This is a genomic window from Lachnospiraceae bacterium JLR.KK008 (assembly GCA_037015955.1).
GTDB lineage: Bacteria > Bacillota > Clostridia > Lachnospirales > Lachnospiraceae > VSOB01.
The window spans coordinates 2471159-2497570 of record CP143548.1; the positions used below are offsets into that span (position 1 = coordinate 2471159).

Consider the following 26412-nt stretch of genomic DNA (forward strand, 5'->3'; position numbering starts at 1 on the left):
TCAAATCCTCCATTGTTTTCAATATTACGGCTCACTGTCCGCACTGCTCCCCGATTCCCCAATCTACCGGAACGCCGGACATGCCTGCCCTGTCCGGCACAACTTTGGCAACTTCGCTTTTCCGCAGGGCAAGGAACTTATTCTCCATATAGACGTTCTGCACCGCATCCTGTTACCTTCTTCCAGAGGGAATCAGACAATTTGGATGATGCCTTTCCCGGCTTTTGGATTCCCGCTTGATGGCTTTTTGCTATTCCTGTTATATCCATTTCAAAACCTACTGTTCAGTTGGAAACCGTGGATACCTGCCCCGCCTTGTTCGGCTGTAGCTTATCCGGGATATGAAACCATAGAATTCATTGCCTGCTATGCCTTTGCATCAAAGCTATTCTGCGGATTCTCTGCATTAACTGCTTCTTCACCCACCAGCGGAATGCCCCTCTTGGCGTTTCCCCATGCCTCGTTATAGATCATGCACATTTCCGTCTGTCTGGAAGCCTCCGCATTGGTGGTATACATCGTCCATCCATTATTGGAATAAGTCGCCACCATCTCACCGTTCTTATCATAAAACTCTATGTAATCGCTGTTGCCTGACGGCAGTTTCTGATATTTCACTTTCCCTTCCAGCAGCGTCGCCACAAAATCTATGGGCTTAAGCACATTCTGCCTGTTTCCTAAAACAGCCTTTAGACCGGAAGTGATGATTCCTTTTCTATCCGGGGATACTTCCGATGTGTAGTTTTTCATCAGCCTGTTAAACCCTTCGGATTTGTTCTGGAACTGCCCTTTTGCAAAATCCTCATATGCCTGTTCCCGAATCTGCTTCCGGTATTCCTCATCACTGATGCCGCTTTTCTTTTTGGAGAAAACATATTTGTCATTGAAGTCGTGCAGATGGATACCGCCTATGCTTCCTGTTCCTAAAAAATATCTGTTCTGCAATGAAACATTGGACGAACTGACCTGCATTATTTCACCCTCCTCTGTAAATCTATTATAACTGCCCCAGCCTCTCCAAAAACGCCCTGTAAAATTCCCCTTCTTTGATGCGAGCCTGCTGAACCTCTATGCTCCTGGGCGTATATACTTTGGGATACTCCAAATCATACAGCGCCTGTTTCGTTGCCTGGATTGCAGATTCCACTGTGCTTCCAAGGATGTCAATATTCTCCGTTTCACCTTTAAGCTGTTTATTAAGCCGCTGCACCATCATCTGCGATATGTGGCTCATCATCCCGTTGCCCCGGATTCCCATGCCATTCGCATTTACTTCTTTCGCCGCGTCCATCCACGCATCCCTCACTTCCTGCGGGGCATTGGGACCGACCATCTCAAAGGCTTTTTCATCCTGGCCGGCTGCTTTGCCCTGCGCCGCCTTTTCTTCCACCGTTTCCATGAATCCCACCGTTCCGGGTTCCACACTTCTTTCCATTTTCCTTGCCGTGTATCCTGTCAGCGGATATCCCGCTGTCCCTATTCCATTTACACTCATCTCCAAATGTCCTCCATTATTTTTATTATTGCAGCCCCTCTGTCGGTCAGAGCCGCATCCGCTCCCTTGTGATAAGTCCGAGCAGTTCATTACCTCCATGCAGACATACCGCCTAACTTCCCCTGTCAAACTTCATGACAAACACCCCCTTTCGCTGAAATTACTACAATTACTTTTTTCACTCCGCGCTCCCTTTATGCGGTTCCGCCGAAATGATCTCCCCCTGCACGTTGGATTCATCCGAATCCCCGTTCAGTCCATCTTCGTCAAACTGCGGTTCCTCTGCCATTCGGAACCGCCCATGCCCCCTCATGGTAAGTCCGGGCATCACGCCCACATTCAGCTAAACAGCGAATCATCACTCACCGCAATTTCTGCCATTACCTTTATTAAATCTGTCGGTAGATGAAGCCTGTTTTCCAACCCAGATTGCACCAAGTGGCTATAAATCGCATGAAATGACCATAAAGTTTATAGCATCACCACCGCCTGGAACTTTTCTGCGTCACAGGAAACGGCGAAATCACCCCCGTATTTATCCGCCACGGTCTTCACGTTCGACAGGCCGGTGCCTTCCGTGGCCTGCACTTTTTCCACCACGGGGTTCCTTACGGAGAAGATCAGCTTCCCGCCCTCCTGCACCAGCTTAACGTGGATGACGGCCTTCCTCCCCTGCCGCACCACCTTCATGCATTCGTAGATGGCGTTGTCCAGTAGGTTGGAGAGCAGGATCACCGTCTCCTCCTCATTCAGCCAAATCCCGCCCATGTCGCCCACCCGGAACGTCATGGACACGCCCTGTTCCCTCGCGGCATGAAACTTCTGGTTCAGGACGGCATCCACCACCGGGTGGTTCGTGTTGACTGCTGCCATCTCCACCGATATGCTCTCCGTCAGCCGTTCCGCAAGTGCGGCGGCGGCCTGCGTGTCGCCCTTCTTCAGCAGCACCTATATCGTCCTTATCTGGTTTTTGTAGTCGTGCATCTTCCTCCCCTGCCGCTCATAGACCGCCTGCATATCCCGGTAATGGGCAAACTGGCTCTCCTTCTTCTGGCCTGCCAGTGCGCTTTCCCGTAACAGTTCCTCTTTTTCAAGGATTCCCTGCATCAACCCTAAAATAATTAAGTTAACCATAATTAATCCAACTGCAAGGAAAAGGTATACACTCTGCATCCTTTTTTCACTACTATAGCCAAATAATATGACACAAAGGGCCATCATCGTAAATAAAGGTATCATGCTTAATTTCACCCATTCCCTATTGGAAAGCCCTCTGTAATCATTTTATCCGTCCCATATCTTCCGCAGTGTGAAAAGCAGACACAGCCATGTCATTTTTGCAAGCAGGGACAGAAGAAGGAATTGAAAAACATATTCCGTATTCCTTACAAAATCCTGCGAAATCCAAATATTTCCCACCTGCATCAATAAAAAATCTGTCAGCAACATCAGGCAGTAATTCAGACAGGAAAAAAACATGCCCTGTTTCCACCTAATGCGGTAAAACAGCATACAGCATACCATGAGCACGGGTATGATCAAACACGGTTTCCACATTACGATACCAAGCCACCGGTTTATGCGGACGGCAGTCACAATTAGAAGAAAAAGAATCCCGTATCTGTATTTCCATAACTGCCCTGTTTTCCTTTGCTCCAAAAAAGTGTCAAAAAAATACATGCTCCCCCATGTTTCTATATTTTAAAAATCATAACCGCAGGCTTCCAGCAGCGCCCGCAGCGCACCCCTGTTCATTTACGCTGCTTATTCCCATTGCTAAATGTCACTCCATTATTTTTAATTTGTTACCAGGCAGCCATACCTTTGCCATTCAAAACTGCACCAGCTCTCAATCTACAAAGCGCGGAGGATACCTGCCCTGTTCTGCTATGGCTTATTGGGTATGCCTTCTTATAATTTTTCCAGCTTCTCCAAAAACGCTCTGTAAAATTCCCCTTCTTTGATACGGGCCTGCTGAACCTCTATGCTCCTGGGCGTATATACTATGGGATGCTCCAAATCGTACAGCGCCTTTTTCGTTGCCTGGATCGCAGATTGCACGGTGTTCCCAAGAATGTCAAAATTCTCCGTTTTGCCATTAAGCTGTTTATTAAGCCTCTGCACCATCATCTGCGATATGTGGCTCATCATTCCGTTGCCCCGGATTCCCATGCCATCCGCATTTACCTCTTTCGCCGCCTCCATCCATACATCCTTAACGCCATGCGGGGCGTTCGGGCCGACCATCTCAAAGGCTTTCTCATCCTGGTCGGCTGCCTTTCCCTGCGCCGTCTTTTCTTCTACCGTTTCCATGAAACCCACAAACCCGGATTCTGCGCCTCTTTCTGCCTTTCTTGCCGTATATCCTGTTATCGGATATCCCGCTACTCCAATTCCATTAATACCCATTTCCTTCAAGCCTCCATATCTTCAACCCTTTAATCGTTCAGAGCCACATCTGCTCTGTAATCTTCAGCGGTGGCTCCGTAATCACCAAAAAACAGTCCGGAGCAGGGGCGACAGAGCCTGTCACATCACGCCTGATTACAGACAACTTATGTTTACACACACCATGTAGCTCTCCGTTTCGTGCCGCACCTTACGGATGCCTCCATCCCTTTGATATTCCTGCACAGGCTAAACGTCATTACTGCCAATCATACCGAGTAAGAAAATACTAAGCAGAGTTTGCCAGATACTGGACATCAGGAAAAGCATATTCTGTAATGCTGCATTCCGCGCCCTGCTTTTGATAAGCGACACAAGATAAGACCTTATATTTTATCATCAACACATGCCGCAGTTCTTATCGTTTCTGTCACCTTCAGTCTTCAACTAACTTATCGGAAAAATCAGGGGGATTTCTAACATCTACTTCGTGAATAGTTAATCTGGCTGTATGAATCGCAGATTATTAGTTTTTCATGTATAAACCGCCCTTATTATTCCCAATGAAATAGGGACGGATGCCCTGCAAAGTGGCACAAACGTAAACTGCCGCATATGGTAGTGAGCCACAGCGATGGTTGTCTTTTGTGTAATTCTTCATCCTAAAGATTTCAGGTTTCTGCGATATTCCGCCATTTCCTCCTCACTTACCGTATCCTTGATGTGCTTTAGCTCGCTAACCACAAAATCCCGCTCCTTCGGCAGATAGGCGGTGACCGGATAAAAGTTTGAACTGGAGTTGGCAAAAAGGTGTGTCCGTATCTGCAAATTTTTGATAAACACCTGCAGTTCCTCCAGGCGCTCCTTCTCCCCGGCAGGGGCAAACTGCCCCTCCTGCTTCATGCGGTACAGCTCCGTATCCGGAAACAGCGTGAGTGAATCTACCGAGATAAAATAGGGGTTGAGCTGGCTGAACAGCTTTGCGCTGTTCACCGCATTCCAGTATCCCCTGCCCCTCCCCGCAAGCCCGGTCATATAAACGAAATAATATTCAATCCCCGCCTCGTCCAGCTTCCGGCACTGCTCCAGAATGTCAGCCGCCGTATATCCCTTGCCCGCCAGCGCAAGTGTGTCATCGTCACCGCTCTCCGTCCCGATGGTCAGCCCGTTTATCCCCATCGCCCGGAGCTTCTTAAGCTGCCACACTTCCTTGTTTTTTATATCTCTGATGCTTGCGAACATGGACATCGTCTGGCATTTGATGAGGTAATCCCGCACCGTAAGCGCCCGTAGTTTCAGATTCTCATAGCTCATGGCAAACGGGTTCGCCCCTGTCCAGAAGATGCGCCTCGCATATGGCTGGTAACTTTTAATCTCCGCCAGGTCTTCCTCGAACTCCTTCATCGGAGACATACGGAAACACTCGTTTTTGTAAAGGCTGCAGAAACGGCATTTCCCGTAAGTACAGCCGGAAGTTGCCTGTATGATGACGGAATTCGCCTCGTAGGGCGGCCTCCACGTCCTTCCCGTAAAGTGCATCTTTCATTCCTCCTCGCTCCTTGCCTCTTTTGCACTAAATTACCTCTGAAACTCCATGAAATCAAGTACTGTCTTTTTTAGTCGGTAGTTCACTTTTTCGTACTATCTGTCAAAAATAACCGTACCCTCCGTGGACAAGGGTATCTTGATTCTCCACCCTGCCGGTATATACTCATAGGAAAGAGGTGGATGTAGAATGTCCGACAATAAATTCAACAACGAAGAAACCATTGTCCGCCGCGTCCCTATGGGCCGACTCCAGTCCGTGATCGGCGGCAATATAAAAAAAGGACTGCCGAAACAGCCCTTTTTTTCATTCATCCTATATTCAAACCTTTTAATGATTGCCTGCTATCGTTAAAAGGAAGTGCGGACTTGGAGGGCAAAATGCCCACCCATCGGAAAAACTTCTTTCTTGTCAAATTCATCATCCAATCCATAGTATTCTAAAACAAACATACAGATCCTTCCCCATATAGTTATTATTCCAATATCATCAAGTAACTGTCCAGCCTTGCATTCACATAACCTGCAAACAGCTTTTCCATTGCACCAAGATTATGCTTTACATGGTATTCGTCGAATGCATTGTAATATGAAATCCGGTCTGCAAATTTAATATCAATTGGCGGGTATCCTGCTTTCATCAATTCCAAATTCACAAGCAGCCTCCCCGTTCTGCCATTTCCGTCTATAAAAGGATGAATCCCTTCGAATTCAATATGGAAGCGTGCGAGCCGGGGAATGATATGATCTGTACTATTCCTATAAGCCTCCAACAACTGTTCCATTTCAGGCTGGATCAAGTAGGGCTGAACCGGTTCATGCTTCGCACCCATAATTCTGACGGGGACTCTTCTGTAAACTCCCCGGTCCTCCCGTTTATCCGCTAATACAAGATAGTGTATCTGCTTGATAATACTCTCCGATAAAGAATTCTGCTCTTTTACCAAATCCCGCACAAAATCAAACGCTTCTTTATGCCCGACCGCCTCCATATGGTCTTTTAACGGCTTCCTGTCAATCGTCAGGCCGCGCAAAACCATATCCGTCTCACGAAGGGTTAAAGTGTTTCCCTCAATTGCATTTGAATTATAAGTATACTCAATAGTAAATTCCTCAGTCAAGCGTTCCAGCTCACCCTCAGTCAACGAGCGTCTGGTATCCAGTTCTCTTTTCTTCCTGTCTATGGCTTTCAGTAAACTTTCTGCAGCCTTAAAACGTCCATCCTGTGGTTTTTTCGCATCTGATGGGATCATCCAACTGTGCCCTTCTCGTGTGACTCCCGAGATTTTTCCTTCCGAGCAAAGTATACGCACTCGTCTGTCAGAAATCCCCCACTTTTCTGCTGCCTGCTTTACTGTAATATACATATAGATTGCACCTCTTTTCCCTCAATAGTATATCTCGTTTCCGGAACATAATCAACCAAAAGGAATAATATTAGATTATTTTCGGAATAATAAGAAGTTACAAAATGCCTTTTCTTTTTTAACTGCTCCCTTACATTCAACTGTTCCAGTTCGTCCTTGGCATCTTCTGATTTGAGATAGGTATATACATAAGTTTAAGGTAGTTGCTATATCTGCGTGCCCCATGAGATATTACAGTGTTTTAAATGCTATTCCCGATTTTGCCATATTCGTACAATGGGTATCGTCTGCATATATGAGATGTGATTTTTTTCTACATACCTGATTTCTGTCAGCAAAGAATAATTCTCCAAAGACACAAGATTATTGACAGTCTCCAGCTACCATAAACACTCTTGAAACTCAAAAGCCACTTCTCTATATTTTGCTTCTTTATTTCTTACTCTGAGCTTTTTTAAATAGCTTACGTTTTTCAACCATAATCATTGGTCCACCATAATAATCAATCCTCACTATGTCGCTTTCTTTAATTCGTATTTCTTCATCATATCCATTTGCATATCTATTTACAATTATCCATTACCCGTACTTCTTTATACTTCCAGCCTCTGCGAATTGCGCACGTTCACTCCCTTTTACATAAATATCCGCATATCTGTTATCCAAAATAAAAGCTGCATCACAGTAATTGAATAAACAGATTGCCCAAACGAAAATTAATATACAAAATATAATTCTTACAATCGAATTATATTTACCATACCATCCAGAAAAGAATGGAATTCCATATATCAAATAGAGTGTAAATATCAGTACTCCTTTTGCCTTTCCATTCTTCCAAAATTCTATCTTACCATTGGCACTTCTACAATTCCAAAAAACAAACAGAGCATTTATGCCAAAATACCAAATTCCAGAAAAAATATACGAAAATGTCATTCCTTTCCAAAAGCAGAGTATCGCTTCAACCATATATGCAACCAGCAAATTTGTTGCCATCATTTTGTAAATTTTTGTTGCAATATTTGGAAAAGTAGGTAGTTTTCTACATTTCAGCATCCAATACCCCAATTCTTTATTCTTCTCTTTAGGGTCACGTTCGTTTTTTACCCATCCCAACAGAACTATTGCTATAGGCACAACAACATAATGCACTATCTCACTGTTAAGTATCCTTAGTAAAATTTCTTTCATATCTCGCTAAGTTCCCCTTTTCATATACTTGTGTCCGAATGCCCCACGATATACTGTAGTCTCCTGGGATTGACCCCTGCCTTTGCCTTATTGCTGCAAAACTTATGCCTTGCTGCATGATATTTCCCTCCGGTAAATTCATGTTCCAGTGCGATTTTGACATGCTTCATTACATGCTGATCCGTAACGCCCGGTTCCCCATCTGTATGTCGGGATGGTCGTCATGCATCGTTGTTTAAGTTGTTATCTTCAATAATCTCTCGTATCTGCTCCTTTGCTGCTGGCATAAAAAAACCTCCTTTACAATAAGAATTGTCAGATCTTGATTCTTACCAGAAAAGAGGTATTTTTCCTTGGACACAAACTATTTTACATTACCTTCTACACACAACGCCCCTGATTATTCATAATAATAATCTATTGCTTCTTTAATGCAATCTCCTAACTCAATCCATATTTCTTCACTTATTGTCATGTTCATATCTGATTTTTCTGATAAAATAACATTCATATCAGAAGTCATTACGATCTCAGCAATTTTCCCATATATTACATTCGCCTTTTCAATCTGCTGAAATTTTTCTTTATCTCCTTCTGCTGCATTTCCAGATGCAAAATTATTTAAATAGGACGTCCATGTCGGGCTCTCATATAATCTATGTCCTAAATCGTCTATTTCATCTGCTACAAAATCAATGGATTGTTCCTTGCTAATATCTATTGGATTATACCACTCAGTAACTTCAGGCAGAAATTCTTTTATCAACTCAACATCTGAGTTTTGCAATTCACTAACACTTTCCATATTGAATTTATTATCCTTAGGTTTCTCAATATAATATTCTGATTTTGATGAACATCCAGAAAGCAACAATGCTGTCATCAAACATAAGGCTAAAAGCATTCTTTCTTTTGATCTCATAAAATTTTCTCCCTCCGTGTCATTCTGTTATCTATAATTATAGTCACTTTCACATATTCCAAAATCAAACATACAACTTAAGATTTCAGCCATAACCCCAATATTCTGCCAACTTATCATCCACAGCTATTCATAGTAAAAATTAAATATCTGAGAAAGCTACTGAACAAAACAAAATCTTCTAAAATAAAATCAACGGAAAATAGTTTATTTTTATTATGTCCAGTCGGTCATACTCTTTTCTGTCTTGATATAATATGGCATATAATTCTGTTTATCCATCCGCCTTTTATCTCTTTCTGATAATATTTTTGCATTGGATCCATGGGAGTGATCAATTCATTGATCTTTTTTAGAACATAACCATATCCACCCTCTTTTCCACCTGGAAATGTAGCGTTTTCTTTAAAATGCTTACAAGCTGATATTACCTGTTTATTTGTCTTACTATAAATGCTGGAAGAATCATTTGACATAAAAACCTCATGATGGCAATTATCATGTAAATATTCGCGTATATGAAATATGGTATTTTCATCTATTTTTATTGTTTCTAATGGTGTTGACATTAACATATCTTTATGCGTTTTATTTTTATATTTGTATTCAACTTCACTGATAATAACTAAAAACGGATAAGTTTCTACCATTATATGAAAATCTTCTTCTAACTTGACTGAGTCATGTATAATATCTCTTTCTCCCTTCTTGGCTCTGAAATTTACAGGTAATTTTGAATCGGCCTCATTTATGAGTTCATAATATGGTGCGTTTGTCCACAGATTTTGAACAATACTGAAACCAGGTCTTTCTTCCCCCCCATCCTGACAAAATGTGTTTTCAGAGAGATCAGTAAAGATATGATAAATCACAAACGGTGAAATTTTGATCACATAATCCATGTATTCTTCCATCTAATATATCACTTCTTCCTCTAAAATACTTGTCCCAATAACCCCTTTTTTATCATAATCATGCAGCTTAATCTCTCTTCCCTTTTACAGATTATCACATATCCAACTGTTGATAATCTTGTCATCTCCATTCCCCATAAAGGAATGTTCACTATGTTCAGAAATAGTCAAATCAACAGGATTGGACTTGACAAAATTTTCTATCACTTGTAAAGACTGTAAATTGTCTTTGCCTCCGTAAAGGATACAGGTTGGACTGTTCCATCCTGTTATGGGACTTTTCTTTACATACTGGTAATAATCCCAGGACAGAGTGTCAATCGGTGTCGGAATTTCTCTTTTAGCATAAAGCATTTCTTCTGTGACATGAAACCAGAGGAACATATTTTTGATGAGATATTCCATATTAACGATTGGAGACAGAAAAAAGCACTTTTCAAAACGAATATCTTTATATGCCTGCAAACTGAAATTTTTCTCCCCAGATAATGCCAGAAATTTTCCCAATATAAAATTTTAATGTTTTCATCTTTTATCACCGATCACATTGTATCATCAGAGAATAACATTTACAATCTACTGTCACCTGCAAAAGTGTTTTTTACTGACAGGAACCTCCTCCGAAGCTTCCTGTCTGATGTGTGGCGACGCAAAAAGAGAGGCCGCAAAACTACGGCCTCTGAAATTACATTTCTTTTTGCTGTCTTTTCTCAAGGGAACGTAAAGCATCGTCCTGATTACATTTACGTAGTTTATCTTAACTGTTCAATGTTTCCATTCTGTATAGCATCAATGTTTCCTGCGATTTTTTCCTCAGACCAGTTCCACCATTGAATCTCCAGTAATGCAGAAATCGTTTCTTCCGGAAATCGTCTCCTTATCAGTTTTGCGGGAACACCGCCAACAATCGTATATGGCGGGACGTCTTGCGTGACAACCGCACGAGTTCCAATGATCGCTCCGTCTCCAACCGTGACACCTGCCAAAATAACGGCTTCATAACCAATCCAAACGTCATTGCCTATGACAATATCGCCTTTATTATCCCATGCCCTCGTCACGTCCTTTTTCTCCAATCCCCACTCCTCAAAAAATAACGGGAATGGATATGTAGACAACGACGATAGCGTATGATTGGCACTGTTGAAAAGAAACTTTGCACCACAGGCAATGGAACAGAATTTCCCAATCTGCAGTTTGTCATGATTTATCGGATAATGATATAATACATTGTTTTTCTCAAATAACGCCGGTTCATTCACAAAATCATTATACATTGTAAAATCTCCAACCGTTATATGGGGATTTTTGATTACATGTTTCAAATAAATTGTTTCTTTATCTCCTGTACGGGGATAAATCTGTTTTACTGGAATAGTCATTCAAAGTCCTCCTGTCAGTTTTAGTCCTGTCTACTTAACTATTCCAGATAAAGCAATGCAGAGTTTCATTTCAACCACCTCTCTTTTAATTTAAAGACAATTATAGACGCTGTTCGATCAGAAAGCAATAACCAGGCGTTGTAAAGGCTGAGAAACGGCATCTTTTTCAGGTACAGCCGGACGTCGTCTGTATCATAATGGAATGCGCCTCATAGAGCGGCCTCCACGTCCTTCCGTAATATGAAATCAAGTACTGTCTTTCTTTGAAGATGTATTTGAACTCTTGCAGGAATCCGTGTCCTTATCATCCCCAACTTTCTTATCCACTGTGCTGGAAAACAACTTTGAAAGAGTATCGGAATAACTGCCGTTACTTGTATATGTTGTCCCCTTAACCTTCGCCGCCGCATTAGCGGCAGCATTGCTGATACCGCCCGCCTTTTGGGAAATCTTATCGGCAAAAGAGCCTGGGCCGGTGAACAGGGTCTTCAGGGTGATGATATTGGCTTCCTTTAAGGAGTCTTCATCCAGCTCCAGTTTATTGCCTTTTCCTATGGTAATTCCAACTGTTGAAAGCAGTTTCTCGTTACTGTCTGTTATACCTGTCATCCACATTGCATTGCGAAGTACATGTTTCGTATCACAATCGCCCGCCTGACCCACTACGGCGTTATAATCCGCAATAAACGCTTTTACCGCTTTTGTAATGGAATCCCAATCATAATCTTCTGTTTCGGTTTCTTCCCCTGTCTCCTCATCTTTTTTCCTGATCTTCTTTTTCTCCCAAAGGGAAACATTGTTCAGAGCATCCGCTGATTTTTTAAGGGAATCTGCGCTTGACCGCATGAGCGTCAGCTTCTGCCTGCTGTCTCCCGACACCGATGCGCTTTCTGCATCCTGTTTTGCATAATAGGCTTTCAGTACTTTTCCATAGCTTCCGTTTTTAATAGAAGCGTAGTCTGAAAGCAGGCTGCCGGAAGAATTGGCAGTTTCGCCCATGAGAGCAGAAAGGTCATAACTCGAATCGTAGTTTGCATAGTTTGCATAATCATTAAAATTAACCCCTGACATACGTTTCCCTCCTATAAACGAATATCCACCGACACATGGGCCGCCGGTCTCTGTGATGTGGTCCCGGCTGCCGCCGCACCATTGGAACCGGGAATAATATCTGCCTGTGTATTTACATCTTCTCTCTGTGCATCTGCACCAGGCACATTCTCATCTGCATCTTTTCCGTTAGCGTTCTTTGTACCCTTATCATCCTTTTCTTCCCTGCTGTCCGTCTTTGCTGCTTCCTCCATTGCCTTGCCTGCGTCTGCCAGCGCAGAAAGCTGTGCGGATGACGCTGCCTGTGCTTTCTGTTCAACTTTGGCAAGTTCTTCTTCCTTTTTCTGCGTATCACCGCCTCTGGTCTGATCCAGCTTGATTTCGGATTGCAGGATTCCGGATCTTCCTTCCATTTTGGTCGCCACGCTGCCCTGTACCTTCGCCTGTTTTACAGAGCTGTCCGCAGAAATCATTGCTGTCATACTTGCCTGTGACAGTCCGGCGCTTTTATTCCCCGCTTTTGTATTTCCTGCGTTTCCTGTGCCTCCAAACATATTGTCCACAGAGGAACCTTTTGCCTGTTGTTTCTCTTTGCGCTGCTCCATCTGATGCTGCCTTAACTGCATATTCATGTCACTGATCTTCTGCTGTATTTCCTGCCGCTTCTTCATCTTTTCTTCCAATGAAATATCCTCATTGGAAGAGAGCTCCTGCAGCTGCTTCTGCGCATTGGCAATCTGGTTCTGAATACTCCGGCTGTAAGAATCTGTTGCCTTGTTCATTCCCATCCGCCCCATTTGTGTGTCTGCCCCGTTAATACCATTGATTTTCATGTCTCTTTTCCTCCTGATACAAATTAGATATTGTTTTCAACAGCGGTTGCTTACACTTTTTCCTGATTCCCACCTGTTCTCAATTTTTGTTTCGGAGTTAAATTCCACATATGAAACGGATATGCAGTGAACCGGCCTTTTTCTGCTGTGAGCCCATAATAATACCTCTCATGCCAGAACGGTTTATCTGACACAAGAGGCTCTTTTTCATTCCATCATCAGCATAACACTGAGGCGGAATTCGTCATCTTTCAGATCAATGGCTATATCCCCGGAATATTTCCTTGCCACCATGCGGATATTGGATAACCCATATCCATGACCTTCCGTCTTTTCTTTTGACGTAACAGGCAGCTCCCGTTCTTCATCCCATCGCAGATTTCCGATAAAGCTGTTGCTTATCTCGATCATATAGGCATTATTTCTGTGGTAAGAAAGGACGGATATATATGGCTCTTTGCTCTTTCCTGCATTCTCCATTGCGTTTTGCAGAGCATTGTTCAAGATCACGCTGACGTCAAAAGCGTTGATGTTCGTGCCACTGGGATAATAAAAATCAGACCGGAAACATATCTTTCTTTTCTCTGCTTCCCTTTTTAATTCCTGCAGGATCACATCCGTTACAGGATTCCCGCTTTTTATCTCCCCTGTTATCCGGGACAGGGCGGACTTTAATTCCTCGCCATAATCCATTGCTTCCTTCATATTGTTTCCGGCATAAAGCCTTTCCAGCGTAAGGATATGATTTGTCATGTCATGCCTGATGCTGCGTATGTTCTGATACAGGCTCTCTACCTGTCCGATATGCCTTTTCATGCTGTCAACCTGTGTGGCAAGCAGTTCGTTCTGCAGCTTTTCTTCCTGTCTCGCCTTGATGTTCTGGAACAGCACGGTCATTACTACGATCGTAACAATGGATATGCCAAAATGCAGAAATGCCAGTCCATTGTATAAACCATCAATAGGCTCCATCCAACTCATTCCCGAACTGGTTTGATACTGTATCAGGATTCCGTATCCTGTCATTCCTGTGATGGAAGGTACAATCAGCATAAACATTTCCTTTATGTTCATGTCCTCCCTTTTGTAAACATAAGTCTTTGCAATATATCTTACACTGATTCCCAACAATGCGAAGCTGATCCCCGTGTCCAGCAGTTCCACTCCGCCAAATATCAATATCTTAGCAAGCAGGTGTCTTTCCGGTATATAAAAGGCTTCAGACACAATCTTTATGTTATATATGGCATCTGTTATTATCCTCGTCATATACCCTGATAGCCAGTGCAGGGAAAAGAATGTTGCCGCTATAAACGTCTTCTGCTTATAATTCCTGCGGTCTATCCTGCACATGACAAGAAATGCCGACAAGATCCCCAAACTGTATGCCACAAATATATTTATTTCCATTGGCACAAGATACAGAAGCAGCATTGTGGCAAAATAAGCGATCCCGATACAGGCCGATCCCTTCTTATTTTCCATGAATGGCTTGGCAAAACGATATAGAATATACCCTGCTCCACACATTGCCGCTATGGCATCGACCGCAGATATTACCGTCAATATATCCATGTGTTCCATCTATCTTCTCCTTTTCCTCTGGTTATAACGCAGATACTGTTTTACAAACCCCTGGTAATTCTGCTTTGCCATCAGTGCCTGCCCTTTTTTGAGATAGACGGTTGTTGCATCATATTTCCTGATATACCTGAAGTTCACAAGAAACGACCTGTGGGTGCGGTAAAATTCATCCCCTGCTTTTTCTTCAAGTTCTTTCATTTTCCCATAATATTCTATATCTGCATCCATCATATGCAGAATTACTTTCCGGTCAAATACCTCCGCATATACAACATCCTCCAGATTGACAGTGATATGTTTTCCTCCTGTGGTTATGAGCAGGCTCGGCATTTCCTTTTTCCTGCTTTCACTCTCCAGCTTCTTTCTGTCCACAGACTGTTTTACGGCATTTTGCAATACCTTTGCAAATTTCCTGTCATCAAAGGGTTTTACCAGATAATGGAACGCCCCTACGTCGAATGCCTGAAACACAAAATCATCCAGAGCAGTCACAAAGATAATAATCGCCTTTTTATTTTTTCTACGCAGTTCCTTTGCTGTTTCCATGCCATTCTTCCCCGGCATCTGAATATCGAGCAGCAGAATATCCGGCTCTTTCTCTGACGACAGCAGCTCCTCCCCTGACCTGTACAGTGACAGATCTGCTTTCGGATAGAGTTTCCCTATCTTTTCCGCAAACATATCCCTGATTTCTTTTTCATCGTCACATACTGCTATCTGCATTTTTTCACTCCCTTTGTATTTCCATAAGATTATATCGGAACGATATGGTTGCCGGTAAAATGGGGATGATGTGAGACGGCTTTTTTCCGCTGTGGATTATCAAGACATAAAAAGGACTGTCGAAACAGTCCCTCCTCCATTCTGTCTTCCCACTCCCCACACAAAGGGGACGATCCCCTATCCCCTCTGCCAGAGCAGCATGTTATCCTGAAATTCAACCGTCAGTTTCCCATTATCTTTCAGCCATGAAAGGTAAGACCGCACCGTGCTTCCCACCAATCCATACTGCTCAAAATTCATGGTAAGCCCGTAGCCTTTGAACACTTCCTGCAAAATATGCTCAAAGCATACCGGCTTTTCACAGACAGATAAAATCCTCTCTGCGATACTCTGCACCTTATCTCTGTTGTAACGGACAAGTTCCTTCACATCGGCAGAGGCTTCCGCATGAGCGGGGACAAACATGGCGGCCTCCATCTTCTCCACCCTATCCAATGTCTGCAGATAGGCGCCCACATCATAAATGAACGAGACAGCATACTTGTCCAATGTCTCCCTGCTGCTGATGCAGTCTGCGAGGAACACTACACCATCTGGCATACGGAAACCTACCATATCGAAAAAATGTCCAGGCAAGGGTATCACTTCAATCTCCTTCGGGAAACCTGCCTCTGAGAAATCTGTCACCTCGCTCGCCGGCGCCATCAAAAACTTATGTCGCAAGTCCCTGCACGGATAGCCGCCGTACAGGAAGGACGGCTCCAATAGCGGATATTTTGTAAATGCCGCCTCAATACCACTGGAATAAATCCTGCATCCCGTCTGCCCTTGCAAGTATTTGTTACCGCCAATATGGTCTGCGTTGGAGTGAGTATTCAGTATTGCCGTCAGATGCCAGCCGTTCCTGTCCAGTATCTGCCTGACCTTCCGCCCCGCATCTTTGTCATTCCCGCTGTCAATCAGGTAGACATGATCCTTGTCCGCCACATAGACGCCTATTTTTGCCGGACAGTTTATGTAATAGCATTTCTCACTGATCTGTACCAATTCATACATTTTTGTTTTCTCCTTATTCCTTTGTTTCCAATTTACTTTGGCAGTAAGTCATTCCTGCCAGGGTAAATGTGTCCTTTGAATTATACCCGTATCTGTGATATAATTCAAACTACCATACCGGCAGAGGCAGCTTATCACAACAAAGGGCGAGACAAGAGGGAAGTCAGGTGGATAATGTTAGGTGGAATTTGTGATGCGTCCGCGTTTTTAGGTACGATAAGTATTTTGAACAATGTAGTTCATACGTGCAATGACCTGAATGATTTAAAACAATGGGCAGGCGCTAATTACACAGGAGAGGCCAACTATATCGCCAAGCAGGCGGTATGCAATATAAATGTTGTAACCGCTAATGGCACGGCGCCTTTGGAATTTGCAAAAGAAATCCTGTTTGCATTAAATGTGGCTGATGAAAAAACTATCGCTGACTGGTACAATTTTCACAAAATAGACGTCTATACTGCTCCGATGCCTGAGATGTAGTTTCCTGCCTCTCATGAAGTTTGCTGTGGCTGTAGGTCAGACTCAAAAATACCGTTGCATGGATACAGACCCAGGTAGCGGTATTTCCTTATCGATATTTGATGCACCCTGGCAAGTTTCGTGTCTGGATGGCTGCTAAACACTCATTCTGTCAATCTTCCATTATCATTCCATTCGCCATACATAACTCCGTTTTTGGTATTCTCTATTAGTTTCTGCAGTCTGCTCTGAAATAGTTCCGGCTGCTTCTTTTTGATCTGTATGGTATCAATCCGTACCCGCTGGTATAGGGGAGGGAATTTCTGAAAATGATTCCAGACATCCGCATCTGCTTTTAAGGCTCTTTCGATATCCTCGTCAATGACAAACCCTTCTGGCGACATGTCGGGCAGTACGGCTCTCCCGGCGTCAGTCATCAGCCCCAGACGTTCCATTCTCCGACAGCGTTCTTTATTTAACTCAGACCATAAACTTCTTTTTCTTCGGGGAGCCAGTCTCTGGGCAGTCACGCCGTTATCCATTTTTTTAGTAGTGCTGTCTATCCAGCCGAAGCACATGGCCTCTTCAACGGAATCTATATACCAGAAAGTGCCATCATCGACCGGGCGGCCCCGTTTTACGATTACCCAGCATTCTTTTTCTCTGTCATGGTTATTTATGAGCCATTCCCGCAGTTCATAGCGGTTTTTCGCTTCAAGCAGATTTGTAAATTCCATAAGTATTTCTCCGGTTTCGATACCCTCAGTGGACAGGGGCAGTAATTATTTATAGTAAAATCAAGCATTTTCCGCCGGCAGTCATGCCTTTCTGTCAAAGTTTCCCCCTGTTGGTAATGATTCGTCAGAAATCGCCTTCATCATCATTTGTGTAACGCTTTTTACCCCGGTGCCAGTGGCGGACAACGTAAATGTTTCCGGCTCTCTGCCCGCAGCCGGCTTTTTTCTTTCCTCCCGCAGCCGGACTGTCTTTTCTTCCTCCGCTTTTTTCTCCTCACGCCTTCTGGCAGCTTTTTCTTCGGCAGCTTTCTTCTCTTTTGCCCGCCGCTGTGCATTTTCTCTGGCTATCGTTCCATCCGGGTCATTGGTGCCTGAGGATATGGCGGTTATATTTCCATTCGCATCAATTTGATAACAAATACTTGTCAATGTTCCCTGTGAATGGGATACCGCATAGGAGGCACAATCCGGCAGGGCTGCCAGATTTTCCTCCAGATACTTGGCCTTTTGAGGATCATTCATACACTTTTTCAGGAAAATCCCCGATACGGATACCGTTGTCTGAACTCCCTGCATTGAGGTAATCCCCGTATTCATATAGCTGTATTTCCTCTGCAAGTATCGCGAATAGTCATTGACATTGCTGTAACCTGTCTTGATCTGTTCTGTCTTTGTTATGCCAGGTTTTGAGGTTTTCAGCTCCACTGTACTTGTTGTCACATTACCTTCCCTCATGGTATCTGTGCAATCTTTCCCATAATCGCTGTAACTGTTTGCAATTTCCATTAACATCATTCTCATCCTCTTTCCCAGAACCGTCCTGGTAACCTGCTGCCACTGCCGAATCTGTAATTTTGCATTACAAGCGTCCGGCCCGACTGTCTGTTTTCCTGATACAGCTTCATATAGGTGTCTTTCGCCTGATAAAGGCTGTCTCCCAATTCCTCAATCTCTTTTGTCGGTACCTCAGGAATTTTCCCCTGAAAAAATTCTCTCTGTGCCGCTATTCTGGCACAGGACTTTTGCCATTCCACTTCCTGCTCGTACTGCATATCCAGCCATTTTATTTCTTCTTCCCTGGTCAGTACGGCCCCGTCTGCCTGATAATGCGTCTCCTTTTCATGGCGCTGTTCGATCTCAGAATACAGCCGCGCATAGCTCAGCCCACAGGCGTTCACAATATCTGAATACCCATACTGACCTGTGTCCTCCCTCACTTGCTGTAATATTCCCGCTCTCATATCACTGAACGATGTCGCTGATTGCACCACCGTATGGCTGAGTTTATCCATGACAGCCTCATAAGCGCTGGCTGCCTTCTCCATCTGCCACTCATCTGTCCATGCCTTTGACAGCCTGTTTCTCTGCCGCTCTGACTTCACACTCTTTTCATCCAGCAGTTCCTTCTGCTGTCTTTTTATCTGCATCCGCTCTTCCAGATATTCTTCCAGCTGGTTCTTTTTCCTGTCTTTTCCCTCACTCGTCTTCTTGTAAGAACTGTCCTGGGAACGGGCATAAAGTTCTTTTCTGTGTGCATCCATTTCTTCCCTTTTGGGCAGATCCTGTACGTCGTTCGTTTTCTCAGATCCGTTCATACCTTCAGAGCTTTTCGCCGCTGTCATAGTATTGTAATAATCATTTTGTCCAACTCCACGGATAGCCATTTCCAAATCCTCCATACTGTTCCATCAATCCTGCTCTGTTCCCAACATATCTTCCACTAATTTATCGGAATCATCACGAGAATTTCTGACGCCATCTTCATGAACGGTTCATCTGATTGTATGAATCGGAAATTTGAACAAAAAAAGGGCCACTCTGGCCCTTTTTGTTTTGTCTTCCACCCGGTTCCGGAGACACTTGGGGTTCCCTGTGCCTGATCACGCAGGCGCAGCTTATTTCCCGCATATTGATATTTATTTTGCAGTCTTCTCTCTGTTTCACTCTGTTGTCTGCGGATTTACTTTCTGCCAGCCCTGACCGATCTTTTCCCGCAGCTGTGCAAAGGTCTTCAGCCCGCTCAGCGCATCGTAAGAAGCGACACAGGAGGCCCCGGTGGCAGCCGCCAGATGTAAGGACTCCTCGAGAGAACATCCCTCTAACACTGCCGTCAGAAAAGCGGCAATACTCGTATCTCCGGCGCCTGTTCCTGATACGATCTTTTCCGGAACATAGCTGCTTTCAAATCCTTCCCTGTCTGCCCATGTCTGTAAATCCGGTAAAAGATCCCCGCCGATTGTCCGTAATACCTTTTCCTCTGCCGTGCGGTAGTAAATTCCCGGCGCACCGCATTTGATTAGGAGAACTTTCGCACCCAGTTTCATACAGGTATCTGCCAGGGGTTTGATGTCCGTCTCCACATCGAGACATTCCGTAATATCTCTCCCTTTTGCCCGCTGCTGCCATTCCTCAAAACGCCCTCGATCAAGCATAAAGCATAATTCCTCCACGCTCGGAACAAAGAAATCCACATGGCGAAGAACTAGAACTCTGCGGAGAATCGCTTTCCATTCGGCCCTGCCTGCTTCCGAAGCCGCATCGACTGCCGCCATATCCAGCGACGTCGCAATGCCGGCAGCTTTCATCCGCTTCATGAGCTTTTCCAGTTCCATACCATCTCTTTCATACATCGCTTTCATCAGCGGCGGGTATCCGAAATGAAACAGCGAAACATCCTTTAATTTGTCCTCCGGAATGTCATCTGAGCGAAACGCATTGTTGGCCCCGGGATGGTGCAGAAAGATTCGATCGATTCCCGGAACTGCAATGACAACGGAATACGAGGTTGACAACCGATCCGAGACAAGCATTCCCGACTCCGCATGATATTGCTTTAAAATGTTGAGAACCATCTCACCAAAGGCATCCCTGCCGATCTCCCCCATCAGTGTGACATCCGCACCTAGCAGTTTCATGGCCAGCCCCGTGTTCGCAACGGAACCGCCCGTATGTACATCCGCTTCTTTCATCTCCACCAGTTTTCCCGGAGACAGAACATCCTCAAGATGTTCTGCTTCCGTACCGGAAAAGACTGGTGTAATATCAAGGCAGATATGACCTGCCACGATTACTTTTTTCTTCTTCATCCGACCGTATTATTCCACCCCCATGAGAAGATTCATCACATACATCTCCAGACTTTCAAAGTCGCGGTTTTCCACACACTGCTTCTGGAACTCATAGTCGAATCTATCAACTTTCTCTTCCAACGCCTTAAATATCTTCAGACTGTTTTCCAGATGTTTATAACTGTCTTCGTCCTTTGTCGTACGCATTGCCTTTACATCAAGGCCGACATATTCGCCGTTATTTCCATAGCCGTTTTCTTTTAACACCTTCACTTGATTGAATGCCGCGCGAAGGTTTTCCACGCCGAAGGATTTATCCTGATCATAACGAATTCCATTCTGATCATTTAAGTGAACGGTCATCAGCTTGTTCATGGCCAGCGCAAATCCGATTTCATGCGCCGGGTCTAAGCCTGCAAGAATCGCATGCGCACTCTCCAGGTTTCCGCCGACACGGGAGGGGTCAATCGTTGCCGCTGAAATTGCCATCACATGCCCCATTGTACCGCAGATACTTCTGTCGATCGGCTCGTTTGGCTTTGGCTCAATGCAGATACGAATCTTCGAATCATACTCTAGCATCTTATTGATCGCTTCAATCAGCATCTTTGTTGCCCAAACCGGTGATTTCGATTCCGCACATAAGGTGCCTTCTCTCGCAAGCCACAATACGACCATGTCTGTTCCCAATTCATTTGCAATATCAATCGAACGATATGCTCTCCACATCGCATACTCTCTGTCTTCTGCCGATGTGCTCATAAATCCGCCGTCTGCCGTACGTCCGTCCATCCACAGGCGCGGAGCAACAAATTCGGCCTTTAAGTTGTATTGATCCAATGTTTTCTTTAATACTCTTGCTTTTTGCTTTATCTCTTCTTCTGTGTAGTCGTTGATATTCGGTACGGCATCGTCATCATGAAACTGGATCGCAGAAAATCCCAGCTCCGCAAATTTTTTAAATTTTTCTTCCACCGGAATCTCTTTTCTCGTCTCCGGACCATAGGAATCGGCCCCGTATGTACATTCCACGGTCCTACTGAAAATTTGAATTTTGTCATAATGATACCTCTTTCCTCAATTATTTTATGTTTTTATCTGCCAATTAGCTGTTTTTCAACGCATCGTCAAATGCAACGGTGGACGGTGAGAAATTGATCTTTTTCGTAAATTCACACGCTTCTGTTCCGCCGAAGATCCGCTCCATTCCGCTGTCCTCCCATTCGATCGAAAGCGGCCCGTCATAACCGATCTGGTTTAACACACGAATGATATTGTCAAAATCAACATCTCCATGTCCCGGTGAAACAAAGTTCCAGCCTCTACGCTGGTCTCCAAAAGTAATATGTGAACCTAAGATTCCATTTCTTCCATTCAGATTTAATTTGGTGTCTTTTACATGCACATGATAAATCCGATCCGCAAAATCGTACAGGAATATCGCCGGATCAAGTCCCTGCCAGATCAGATGACTGGGGTCGAAATTAATACCCAGTGTCGGCCTGTATGCAAACACTTCCAGCAGTTTTTTCGTGCTCCAATAATCAAAGGCAATTTCTGTGGGATGCACTTCCAGGGCAAGCTTCACTCCGCAGGCATCGAACTCATCCATAATCGGACTCCATAATTCCCGGATCTTCTGATAACCCTCTTCGATCATTTCTTCCGAAGTCTGCGGGAACGAATACCAGTATTTCCAGATCGGTGACCCCATAAAGAATGTCACAACGTCGACCCCCATCGCCTTTGCCGCATGAGCCGTTGCTTTCATCTCATCAATCGCCCATTGTTGTATTGCCTCCGGTTTCCCGGCAAACTCTGCCGGGGCAAACCCGTCCAGCCGCGAATCATAGACGGAACCTATACTGTCAGCAACACACTGCCCTGCAAGATGGTTACTGATCGCCCAGCATCCCAGACCGTATTTTCCCAAAAGCTGCTTTACTTCTCTTACGTACTCCGGTTCATTCGCCGCACGCCTGATATTCAGATGAGACGCTGATAGTTCCAGGCCCTCATATCCCATTTCCTGTGCCTGCCTGCACATCTCCTCCAGTGGAAGGTCTCCCCATTGTATGGTAAATAATGTTACCGGCCTTGCCATCTCTTTTCTCCTTTCCATATGCTTCTATACTTCTACCCAAATGTTACCCTTTTCATTGCTCTCCAGACATGCTTCCACATATTTCAACCCGGCAATCCCCTCCTCAATCGTCGGATAATCGATCATCTCCGGAGCAAATATTCCTTCCTTTTTCGCCTTAACGCATTCCGCAAAACTGTCATACAGATTTCCCATCGCTTCCAGCCAGCCTTCGGTATGTCCGCCAGGCAGTCTGCCATATTTTCCGGCCGCCGGAGTAACCGCCCCGTTTCCTCTGCGTATGATCTGTGAGATTCCGTCTTCACGGATCAGTGTTACTTCCTCGCATGTTTCCTGGAACCAGAGTATTGTTCCCTTGGACCCATAGATTCTCACCCGCAGGCTGTTATCACAGCCGATCGCAAACTGCGACGTCCAGTTGATTCCGGTCGCTCCATTCTCATATTCCACAAGAATCTGATCATTGTCATCAAGGAGCCTTCCCGGAACTACGACATCCATTTTGGCAAGCACTCTCTTTACTTTCAGTCCGGTCATTGTGGCAACCGCATTTTCCACATGAGTACCCAGATCGCCAAGGCAATTCACTTTTCCCGACTGGGCGGGATCACATCTCCAGGCTCCCTGTTTTCCTCCATCGTCCTGTTCATTATAAAGCCAGCCCTGCGGATATTCCGCCATAACCGTTCTCACTGTTCCGATCTCCCCATTGGCGATCAGATCGCGGATAAATTTAGCGGTGACATGCCCTACATAAGTATACGTGACCATGAACAGCAGTCCCTTCTCATCTGCGATCACTTTTAATTCCTCTGCCTGCCCGCTCTCCGTTACCAGCGGTTTGTCGCAGACGACATGAATCCCCGCTTCGAGAAATGCCCTGCAAATCTGATAATGCGTGTTATTGGGCGTCACCACTACCACAAAATCAATCCCGTCTTCCCGCGCCGCTTCCTTTTCTGCCATTTCCCTGTAATTGGCATAACATCTGTCACTGCTTACCCCCAGCGCCTCTCCCTGCGCTTTCGTCTTTTCCGGTGTTCTGGAGAAACAGCCCGCGACTAGATCCGCCGTATCATCAATATTGATCGCCTTTCGGTGAGCATCACCAATAAAAGCGTCAGGTCCCCCGCCAACCATTCCGTATTTAAGTGTACGATTCATTCCTTTTCCTCCTGACATTTTTAATTTGTTTCCCTGAAAAGTATGACATGAACTAAATGATAACGCATACCCCAACTGATATTCTCACTATAAATAAAACAGCCTGCTTTCTTCAATGCGTTTCTTGCTATAAGGAAACGACAAGTTTTCTATTTTTATAGACAACTTCATTTTCTCTGTCATATAATGAAATACACAGACATGCAAGTACTAAAGGAGTTTTGGATGGACAGAGAACCGAACGGAAAACAGGAAATCAAAGAATATGAAAAAGTCTCTCATACACAGATCCGCAATATCAATTTCTTCCTGATCAACCTCACTTACCGCACCCCTCATACCCACCATGATTTTGAAATCCTTCAGGTGATAGAAGGCGAGCTGCATGTCAAAACTCTTACGGAAAATTTTATTATAGGTCCCGGTGAGATTGCACTTTTCAATCCGGACACATTTCATACGCTGTACAGCGTGCAGAGCCATTGTATCCTGCTGACCATACAGGCTGACCCATCCTTTTGTGCTTCCCACTATCCTGCAATCCATCACATACAATTTGACACAGCCAATGCAACCTCCGGCATTCCTTTTCAGAAAGCACTTGAACTCATTCATGTCTGCTTCAGCCTTGGGTATCATTATTGTCGAGGCGACGCCGGATTTGAACTTCGATGCATAAGCGATCTCTATCGTTTATTTTCATATTTTGTCGTATATGTGCCCAATCATTTTGAAAAGGAAACGGACAGCTTTCATACGAAAGAAAAAGAACAGCGGTTCACACGTATCATCAACTATATCCATCAACACTATACGGAGAAATTAACTCTGTCAAAACTGGCGGAATCAGAAAACCTCTCCATGACCTATCTGTCTCACCTGTTCCGCAATGCAATCCATATGTCCTTTCAGGAATATCTGAATTCACTGCGGTTTGAACATGCTCTGCTGTTGCTGAAAAAGACAGACAGGAGCATCACTGATATTTGCCTGGAAAGTGGCTTCTCTGACAGCAGATATTTGAACAAGAGACTGAAAGCAGTCTACAATCTGTCACTGAAAAACTTCAGAAATACGAATCTGAATGTGAATAAAAATGTCGCAGGCAACTGGGAAGAACAGTACATTTATACGCCTGAAGAAAGTCTGAAAATCATGCAAAAACACCATCATTTTGACCGTGATTTAAGATAGACGCATTTCAATCGGCTTCCGGTTTTCCTCACAAGAATGGGATACCGCCTCTTTCTAAAAACAATCTTTTGTACCTGTAAATTTCTTAATCTGAATCAGGTTGGATATGCGTAATCTGAAACGGGTTAGATAAAATAAACATATGATACAGATACATACAAAAGATAAGATAAGGAGAGGAACGCCATGTATTCACGTCTGAGAGATTTAAGAGAAGATAAAGATTTATCACAAAAAGATATGAGCACGATACTAAGTATGTCACAGACCGGTTATTCCAAATATGAAACCGGTGAAAACGATATTCCGACGGCAATCCTGGTCGAGCTTGCCGTCTATCACAATACAAGCGTCGACTACCTTCTGAATCTTACGGACATCAAACAGCCATATCCGAGAGCTAAAAAGTAACAGACGGGAGGGCACCCTCCCGCCCCGTCTAAGAGACCATTCCCTCATTCAATACTTTTCCAATCTCCGCAAGCAGTTTGTCTTTTACCGCTGGTTTCAGAAAGTATCCTGCCGGTTTTAATTTCAATACTGCTTCGATATTTTCCCGGTCATTGACCGCCGTCAGGAAAATGACCGGAATACTTTTCATATCTTCATCCGCACGGATCATTTCCAGTGTCATTTTTCCGTCGCAGACCGGCATCTCATAGTCCAGCAGGATCAGATCCGGCCGCTTTTTCCCGATAGAAGTCATTGCCTGCGCGCCCGAGATCGCCAGTGCAACTTCATAATACTGTTCCAGCATTGCTTTCATCGTCCGCAGCGTCGTGCCATTGTCATCGACTACCAGGATTCGTTTCCTCTCTGTCCCTGCCTTTTTCTCTTCCGCCGCATCACGCTGAACTTCCGCCACACCCACGCCGATCTTCCGGCAGACCGCATTCATAATGTCCGTATTCTCTACCGGACGAATCAGGTTTTCAAACTGACTGCTCTCATAATATTTAAAAAAGGTATCGCTCTCCTCCTTTGTTCCGACCGTCAGAACGGGAATCTGCGCATATTGGTCACTGAGCATATAAAATATCGATGTATCGATGTCATAAGCCCCGATCAGGCTGATCACGACCAGATCGGGATTGACGATCTTCATCATGCCTTCCACGACACCTGCATTTTCCGAACAGAGCTGTACATGAAAAAACTGCGACAAAAACTGGTTCATCTCTTTGATGACATGATTTAATTTACCTATCAATAGAATATGTTTCATTTCTT

At 44.4% G+C, this 26412-nt stretch carries 29 protein-coding genes and 1 pseudogene; 3 read left to right on the forward strand and 27 right to left on the reverse strand.

Going from position 1 to position 26412, the window contains the following annotated elements:
- Window positions 1–366: 366 nt before the first annotated feature.
- The 19 genes from V1224_12410 to V1224_12500 form a co-directional block, all read right to left on the reverse strand.
- Window positions 367–972 carry a hypothetical protein gene (locus V1224_12410; GenBank protein WWR15266.1) on the reverse strand — a complete coding sequence of 202 codons (606 nt, stop codon included), beginning with the start codon at window positions 970–972 and terminating at the stop codon, window positions 367–369.
- A 25-nt stretch (window positions 973–997) separates the two neighbouring features.
- A complete protein-coding gene (locus tag V1224_12415; GenBank protein WWR15267.1) occupies window positions 998–1495 on the reverse strand; it encodes a hypothetical protein in 498 nt (165 codons plus the stop codon).
- A gap of 471 nt (window positions 1496–1966) precedes the next feature.
- The gene (locus tag V1224_12420; protein WWR15268.1) at window positions 1967–2443 is read right to left on the reverse strand and encodes a GHKL domain-containing protein; all 477 of its coding nucleotides are present in this window, start codon (window positions 2441–2443) and stop codon (window positions 1967–1969) included.
- A complete protein-coding gene (locus tag V1224_12425; protein WWR15269.1) occupies window positions 2444–2629 on the reverse strand; it encodes a hypothetical protein in 186 nt (61 codons plus the stop codon). It lies immediately after the preceding gene.
- A gap of 145 nt (window positions 2630–2774) precedes the next feature.
- A complete protein-coding gene (locus V1224_12430) occupies window positions 2775–2987 on the reverse strand; it encodes a hypothetical protein (GenBank protein ID WWR15270.1) in 213 nt (70 codons plus the stop codon).
- 419 nt (window positions 2988–3406) lie between these two features.
- A complete protein-coding gene (locus V1224_12435; protein ID WWR15271.1) occupies window positions 3407–3904 on the reverse strand; it encodes a hypothetical protein in 498 nt (165 codons plus the stop codon).
- Window positions 3905–4540: 636 nt separating this feature from the next.
- Window positions 4541–5422 (reverse strand): radical SAM protein, encoded by an 882-nt coding sequence (locus V1224_12440; GenBank protein ID WWR15272.1) that lies wholly within the window; start codon window positions 5420–5422, stop codon window positions 4541–4543.
- A 482-nt stretch (window positions 5423–5904) separates the two neighbouring features.
- Window positions 5905–6795 carry a Fic family protein gene (locus tag V1224_12445; GenBank protein ID WWR15273.1) on the reverse strand — a complete coding sequence of 297 codons (891 nt, stop codon included), beginning with the start codon at window positions 6793–6795 and terminating at the stop codon, window positions 5905–5907.
- Between the two features lie 579 nt (window positions 6796–7374).
- Window positions 7375–7989, reverse strand: coding sequence for a hypothetical protein (locus V1224_12450; protein ID WWR15274.1), 615 nt, complete (start codon window positions 7987–7989; stop codon window positions 7375–7377).
- A gap of 20 nt (window positions 7990–8009) precedes the next feature.
- The gene (locus tag V1224_12455) at window positions 8010–8159 is read right to left on the reverse strand and encodes a hypothetical protein (GenBank protein WWR15275.1); all 150 of its coding nucleotides are present in this window, start codon (window positions 8157–8159) and stop codon (window positions 8010–8012) included.
- A 230-nt stretch (window positions 8160–8389) separates the two neighbouring features.
- A complete protein-coding gene (locus tag V1224_12460) occupies window positions 8390–8911 on the reverse strand; it encodes a hypothetical protein (GenBank protein WWR15276.1) in 522 nt (173 codons plus the stop codon).
- A 230-nt stretch (window positions 8912–9141) separates the two neighbouring features.
- Window positions 9142–9825, reverse strand: coding sequence for a hypothetical protein (locus tag V1224_12465; protein ID WWR15277.1), 684 nt, complete (start codon window positions 9823–9825; stop codon window positions 9142–9144).
- Between the two features lie 84 nt (window positions 9826–9909).
- Window positions 9910–10290 (reverse strand): hypothetical protein, encoded by a 381-nt coding sequence (locus tag V1224_12470; protein WWR15278.1) that lies wholly within the window; start codon window positions 10288–10290, stop codon window positions 9910–9912.
- Between the two features lie 287 nt (window positions 10291–10577).
- Window positions 10578–11207, reverse strand: coding sequence for a CatB-related O-acetyltransferase (locus V1224_12475; protein WWR15279.1), 630 nt, complete (start codon window positions 11205–11207; stop codon window positions 10578–10580).
- Between the two features lie 246 nt (window positions 11208–11453).
- Window positions 11454–12278 carry a hypothetical protein gene (locus V1224_12480; protein WWR15280.1) on the reverse strand — a complete coding sequence of 275 codons (825 nt, stop codon included), beginning with the start codon at window positions 12276–12278 and terminating at the stop codon, window positions 11454–11456.
- 11 nt (window positions 12279–12289) lie between these two features.
- Complete coding sequence (locus V1224_12485; GenBank protein ID WWR15281.1) at window positions 12290–13090, reverse strand: FlxA-like family protein; 801 nt, start codon at window positions 13088–13090, stop codon at window positions 12290–12292.
- A gap of 207 nt (window positions 13091–13297) precedes the next feature.
- Window positions 13298–14674 (reverse strand): GHKL domain-containing protein, encoded by a 1377-nt coding sequence (locus V1224_12490; GenBank protein WWR15282.1) that lies wholly within the window; start codon window positions 14672–14674, stop codon window positions 13298–13300.
- Complete coding sequence (locus V1224_12495; protein ID WWR15283.1) at window positions 14675–15397, reverse strand: LytTR family DNA-binding domain-containing protein; 723 nt, start codon at window positions 15395–15397, stop codon at window positions 14675–14677.
- Between the two features lie 177 nt (window positions 15398–15574).
- Entirely contained in the window at window positions 15575–16453 is an 879-nt protein-coding gene (locus tag V1224_12500; GenBank protein WWR15284.1) for an MBL fold metallo-hydrolase, read from the reverse strand.
- Window positions 16454–16627: 174 nt separating this feature from the next.
- On the opposite strand from V1224_12500, the gene V1224_12505 reads away from it, so the two are divergent.
- Window positions 16628–16936: a hypothetical protein gene (locus V1224_12505; protein ID WWR15285.1), complete on the forward strand. Its 309-nt coding sequence runs from the start codon at window positions 16628–16630 to the stop codon at window positions 16934–16936.
- Window positions 16937–17079: 143 nt separating this feature from the next.
- Here V1224_12505 and V1224_12510 read toward each other — a convergent pair whose 3' ends face one another.
- The 7 genes and pseudogenes from V1224_12510 to V1224_12540 all read right to left on the reverse strand — a co-directional run bounded on the left by V1224_12510 (window position 17080) and on the right by V1224_12540 (window position 23988).
- The gene (locus tag V1224_12510) at window positions 17080–17652 is read right to left on the reverse strand and encodes a YdeI/OmpD-associated family protein (protein ID WWR15286.1); all 573 of its coding nucleotides are present in this window, start codon (window positions 17650–17652) and stop codon (window positions 17080–17082) included.
- Between the two features lie 81 nt (window positions 17653–17733).
- A complete protein-coding gene (locus V1224_12515) occupies window positions 17734–18444 on the reverse strand; it encodes a DUF6033 family protein (GenBank protein WWR17484.1) in 711 nt (236 codons plus the stop codon).
- A gap of 5 nt (window positions 18445–18449) precedes the next feature.
- Window positions 18450–19316 carry a hypothetical protein gene (locus V1224_12520; GenBank protein WWR15287.1) on the reverse strand — a complete coding sequence of 289 codons (867 nt, stop codon included), beginning with the start codon at window positions 19314–19316 and terminating at the stop codon, window positions 18450–18452.
- Window positions 19317–19592: 276 nt separating this feature from the next.
- On the reverse strand, window positions 19593–20738 hold the full coding sequence (locus V1224_12525) for a carbohydrate kinase family protein (GenBank protein ID WWR15288.1): 1146 nt from the start codon (window positions 20736–20738) through the stop codon (window positions 19593–19595).
- A 9-nt stretch (window positions 20739–20747) separates the two neighbouring features.
- Window positions 20748–21781, reverse strand: a pseudogene (locus V1224_12530) (TIM barrel protein).
- A gap of 44 nt (window positions 21782–21825) precedes the next feature.
- Window positions 21826–22824 (reverse strand): sugar phosphate isomerase/epimerase family protein, encoded by a 999-nt coding sequence (locus V1224_12535; GenBank protein WWR17485.1) that lies wholly within the window; start codon window positions 22822–22824, stop codon window positions 21826–21828.
- A 24-nt stretch (window positions 22825–22848) separates the two neighbouring features.
- Window positions 22849–23988: a Gfo/Idh/MocA family oxidoreductase gene (locus tag V1224_12540; GenBank protein WWR15289.1), complete on the reverse strand. Its 1140-nt coding sequence runs from the start codon at window positions 23986–23988 to the stop codon at window positions 22849–22851.
- A gap of 225 nt (window positions 23989–24213) precedes the next feature.
- Between V1224_12540 and V1224_12545 the strand changes: the two genes are divergently transcribed.
- Together V1224_12545 and V1224_12550 are read left to right on the forward strand one after the other, a co-directional pair.
- Window positions 24214–25182, forward strand: a complete 969-nt coding sequence (locus V1224_12545) for an AraC family transcriptional regulator (protein ID WWR15290.1) — start codon at window positions 24214–24216, stop codon at window positions 25180–25182.
- Window positions 25183–25368: 186 nt separating this feature from the next.
- Window positions 25369–25593: a helix-turn-helix transcriptional regulator gene (locus tag V1224_12550; GenBank protein ID WWR15291.1), complete on the forward strand. Its 225-nt coding sequence runs from the start codon at window positions 25369–25371 to the stop codon at window positions 25591–25593.
- A 28-nt stretch (window positions 25594–25621) separates the two neighbouring features.
- Here V1224_12550 and V1224_12555 read toward each other — a convergent pair whose 3' ends face one another.
- Window positions 25622–26392, reverse strand: a complete 771-nt coding sequence (locus V1224_12555) for a response regulator (protein ID WWR15292.1) — start codon at window positions 26390–26392, stop codon at window positions 25622–25624.
- Window positions 26393–26412: the final 20 nt, after the last annotated feature.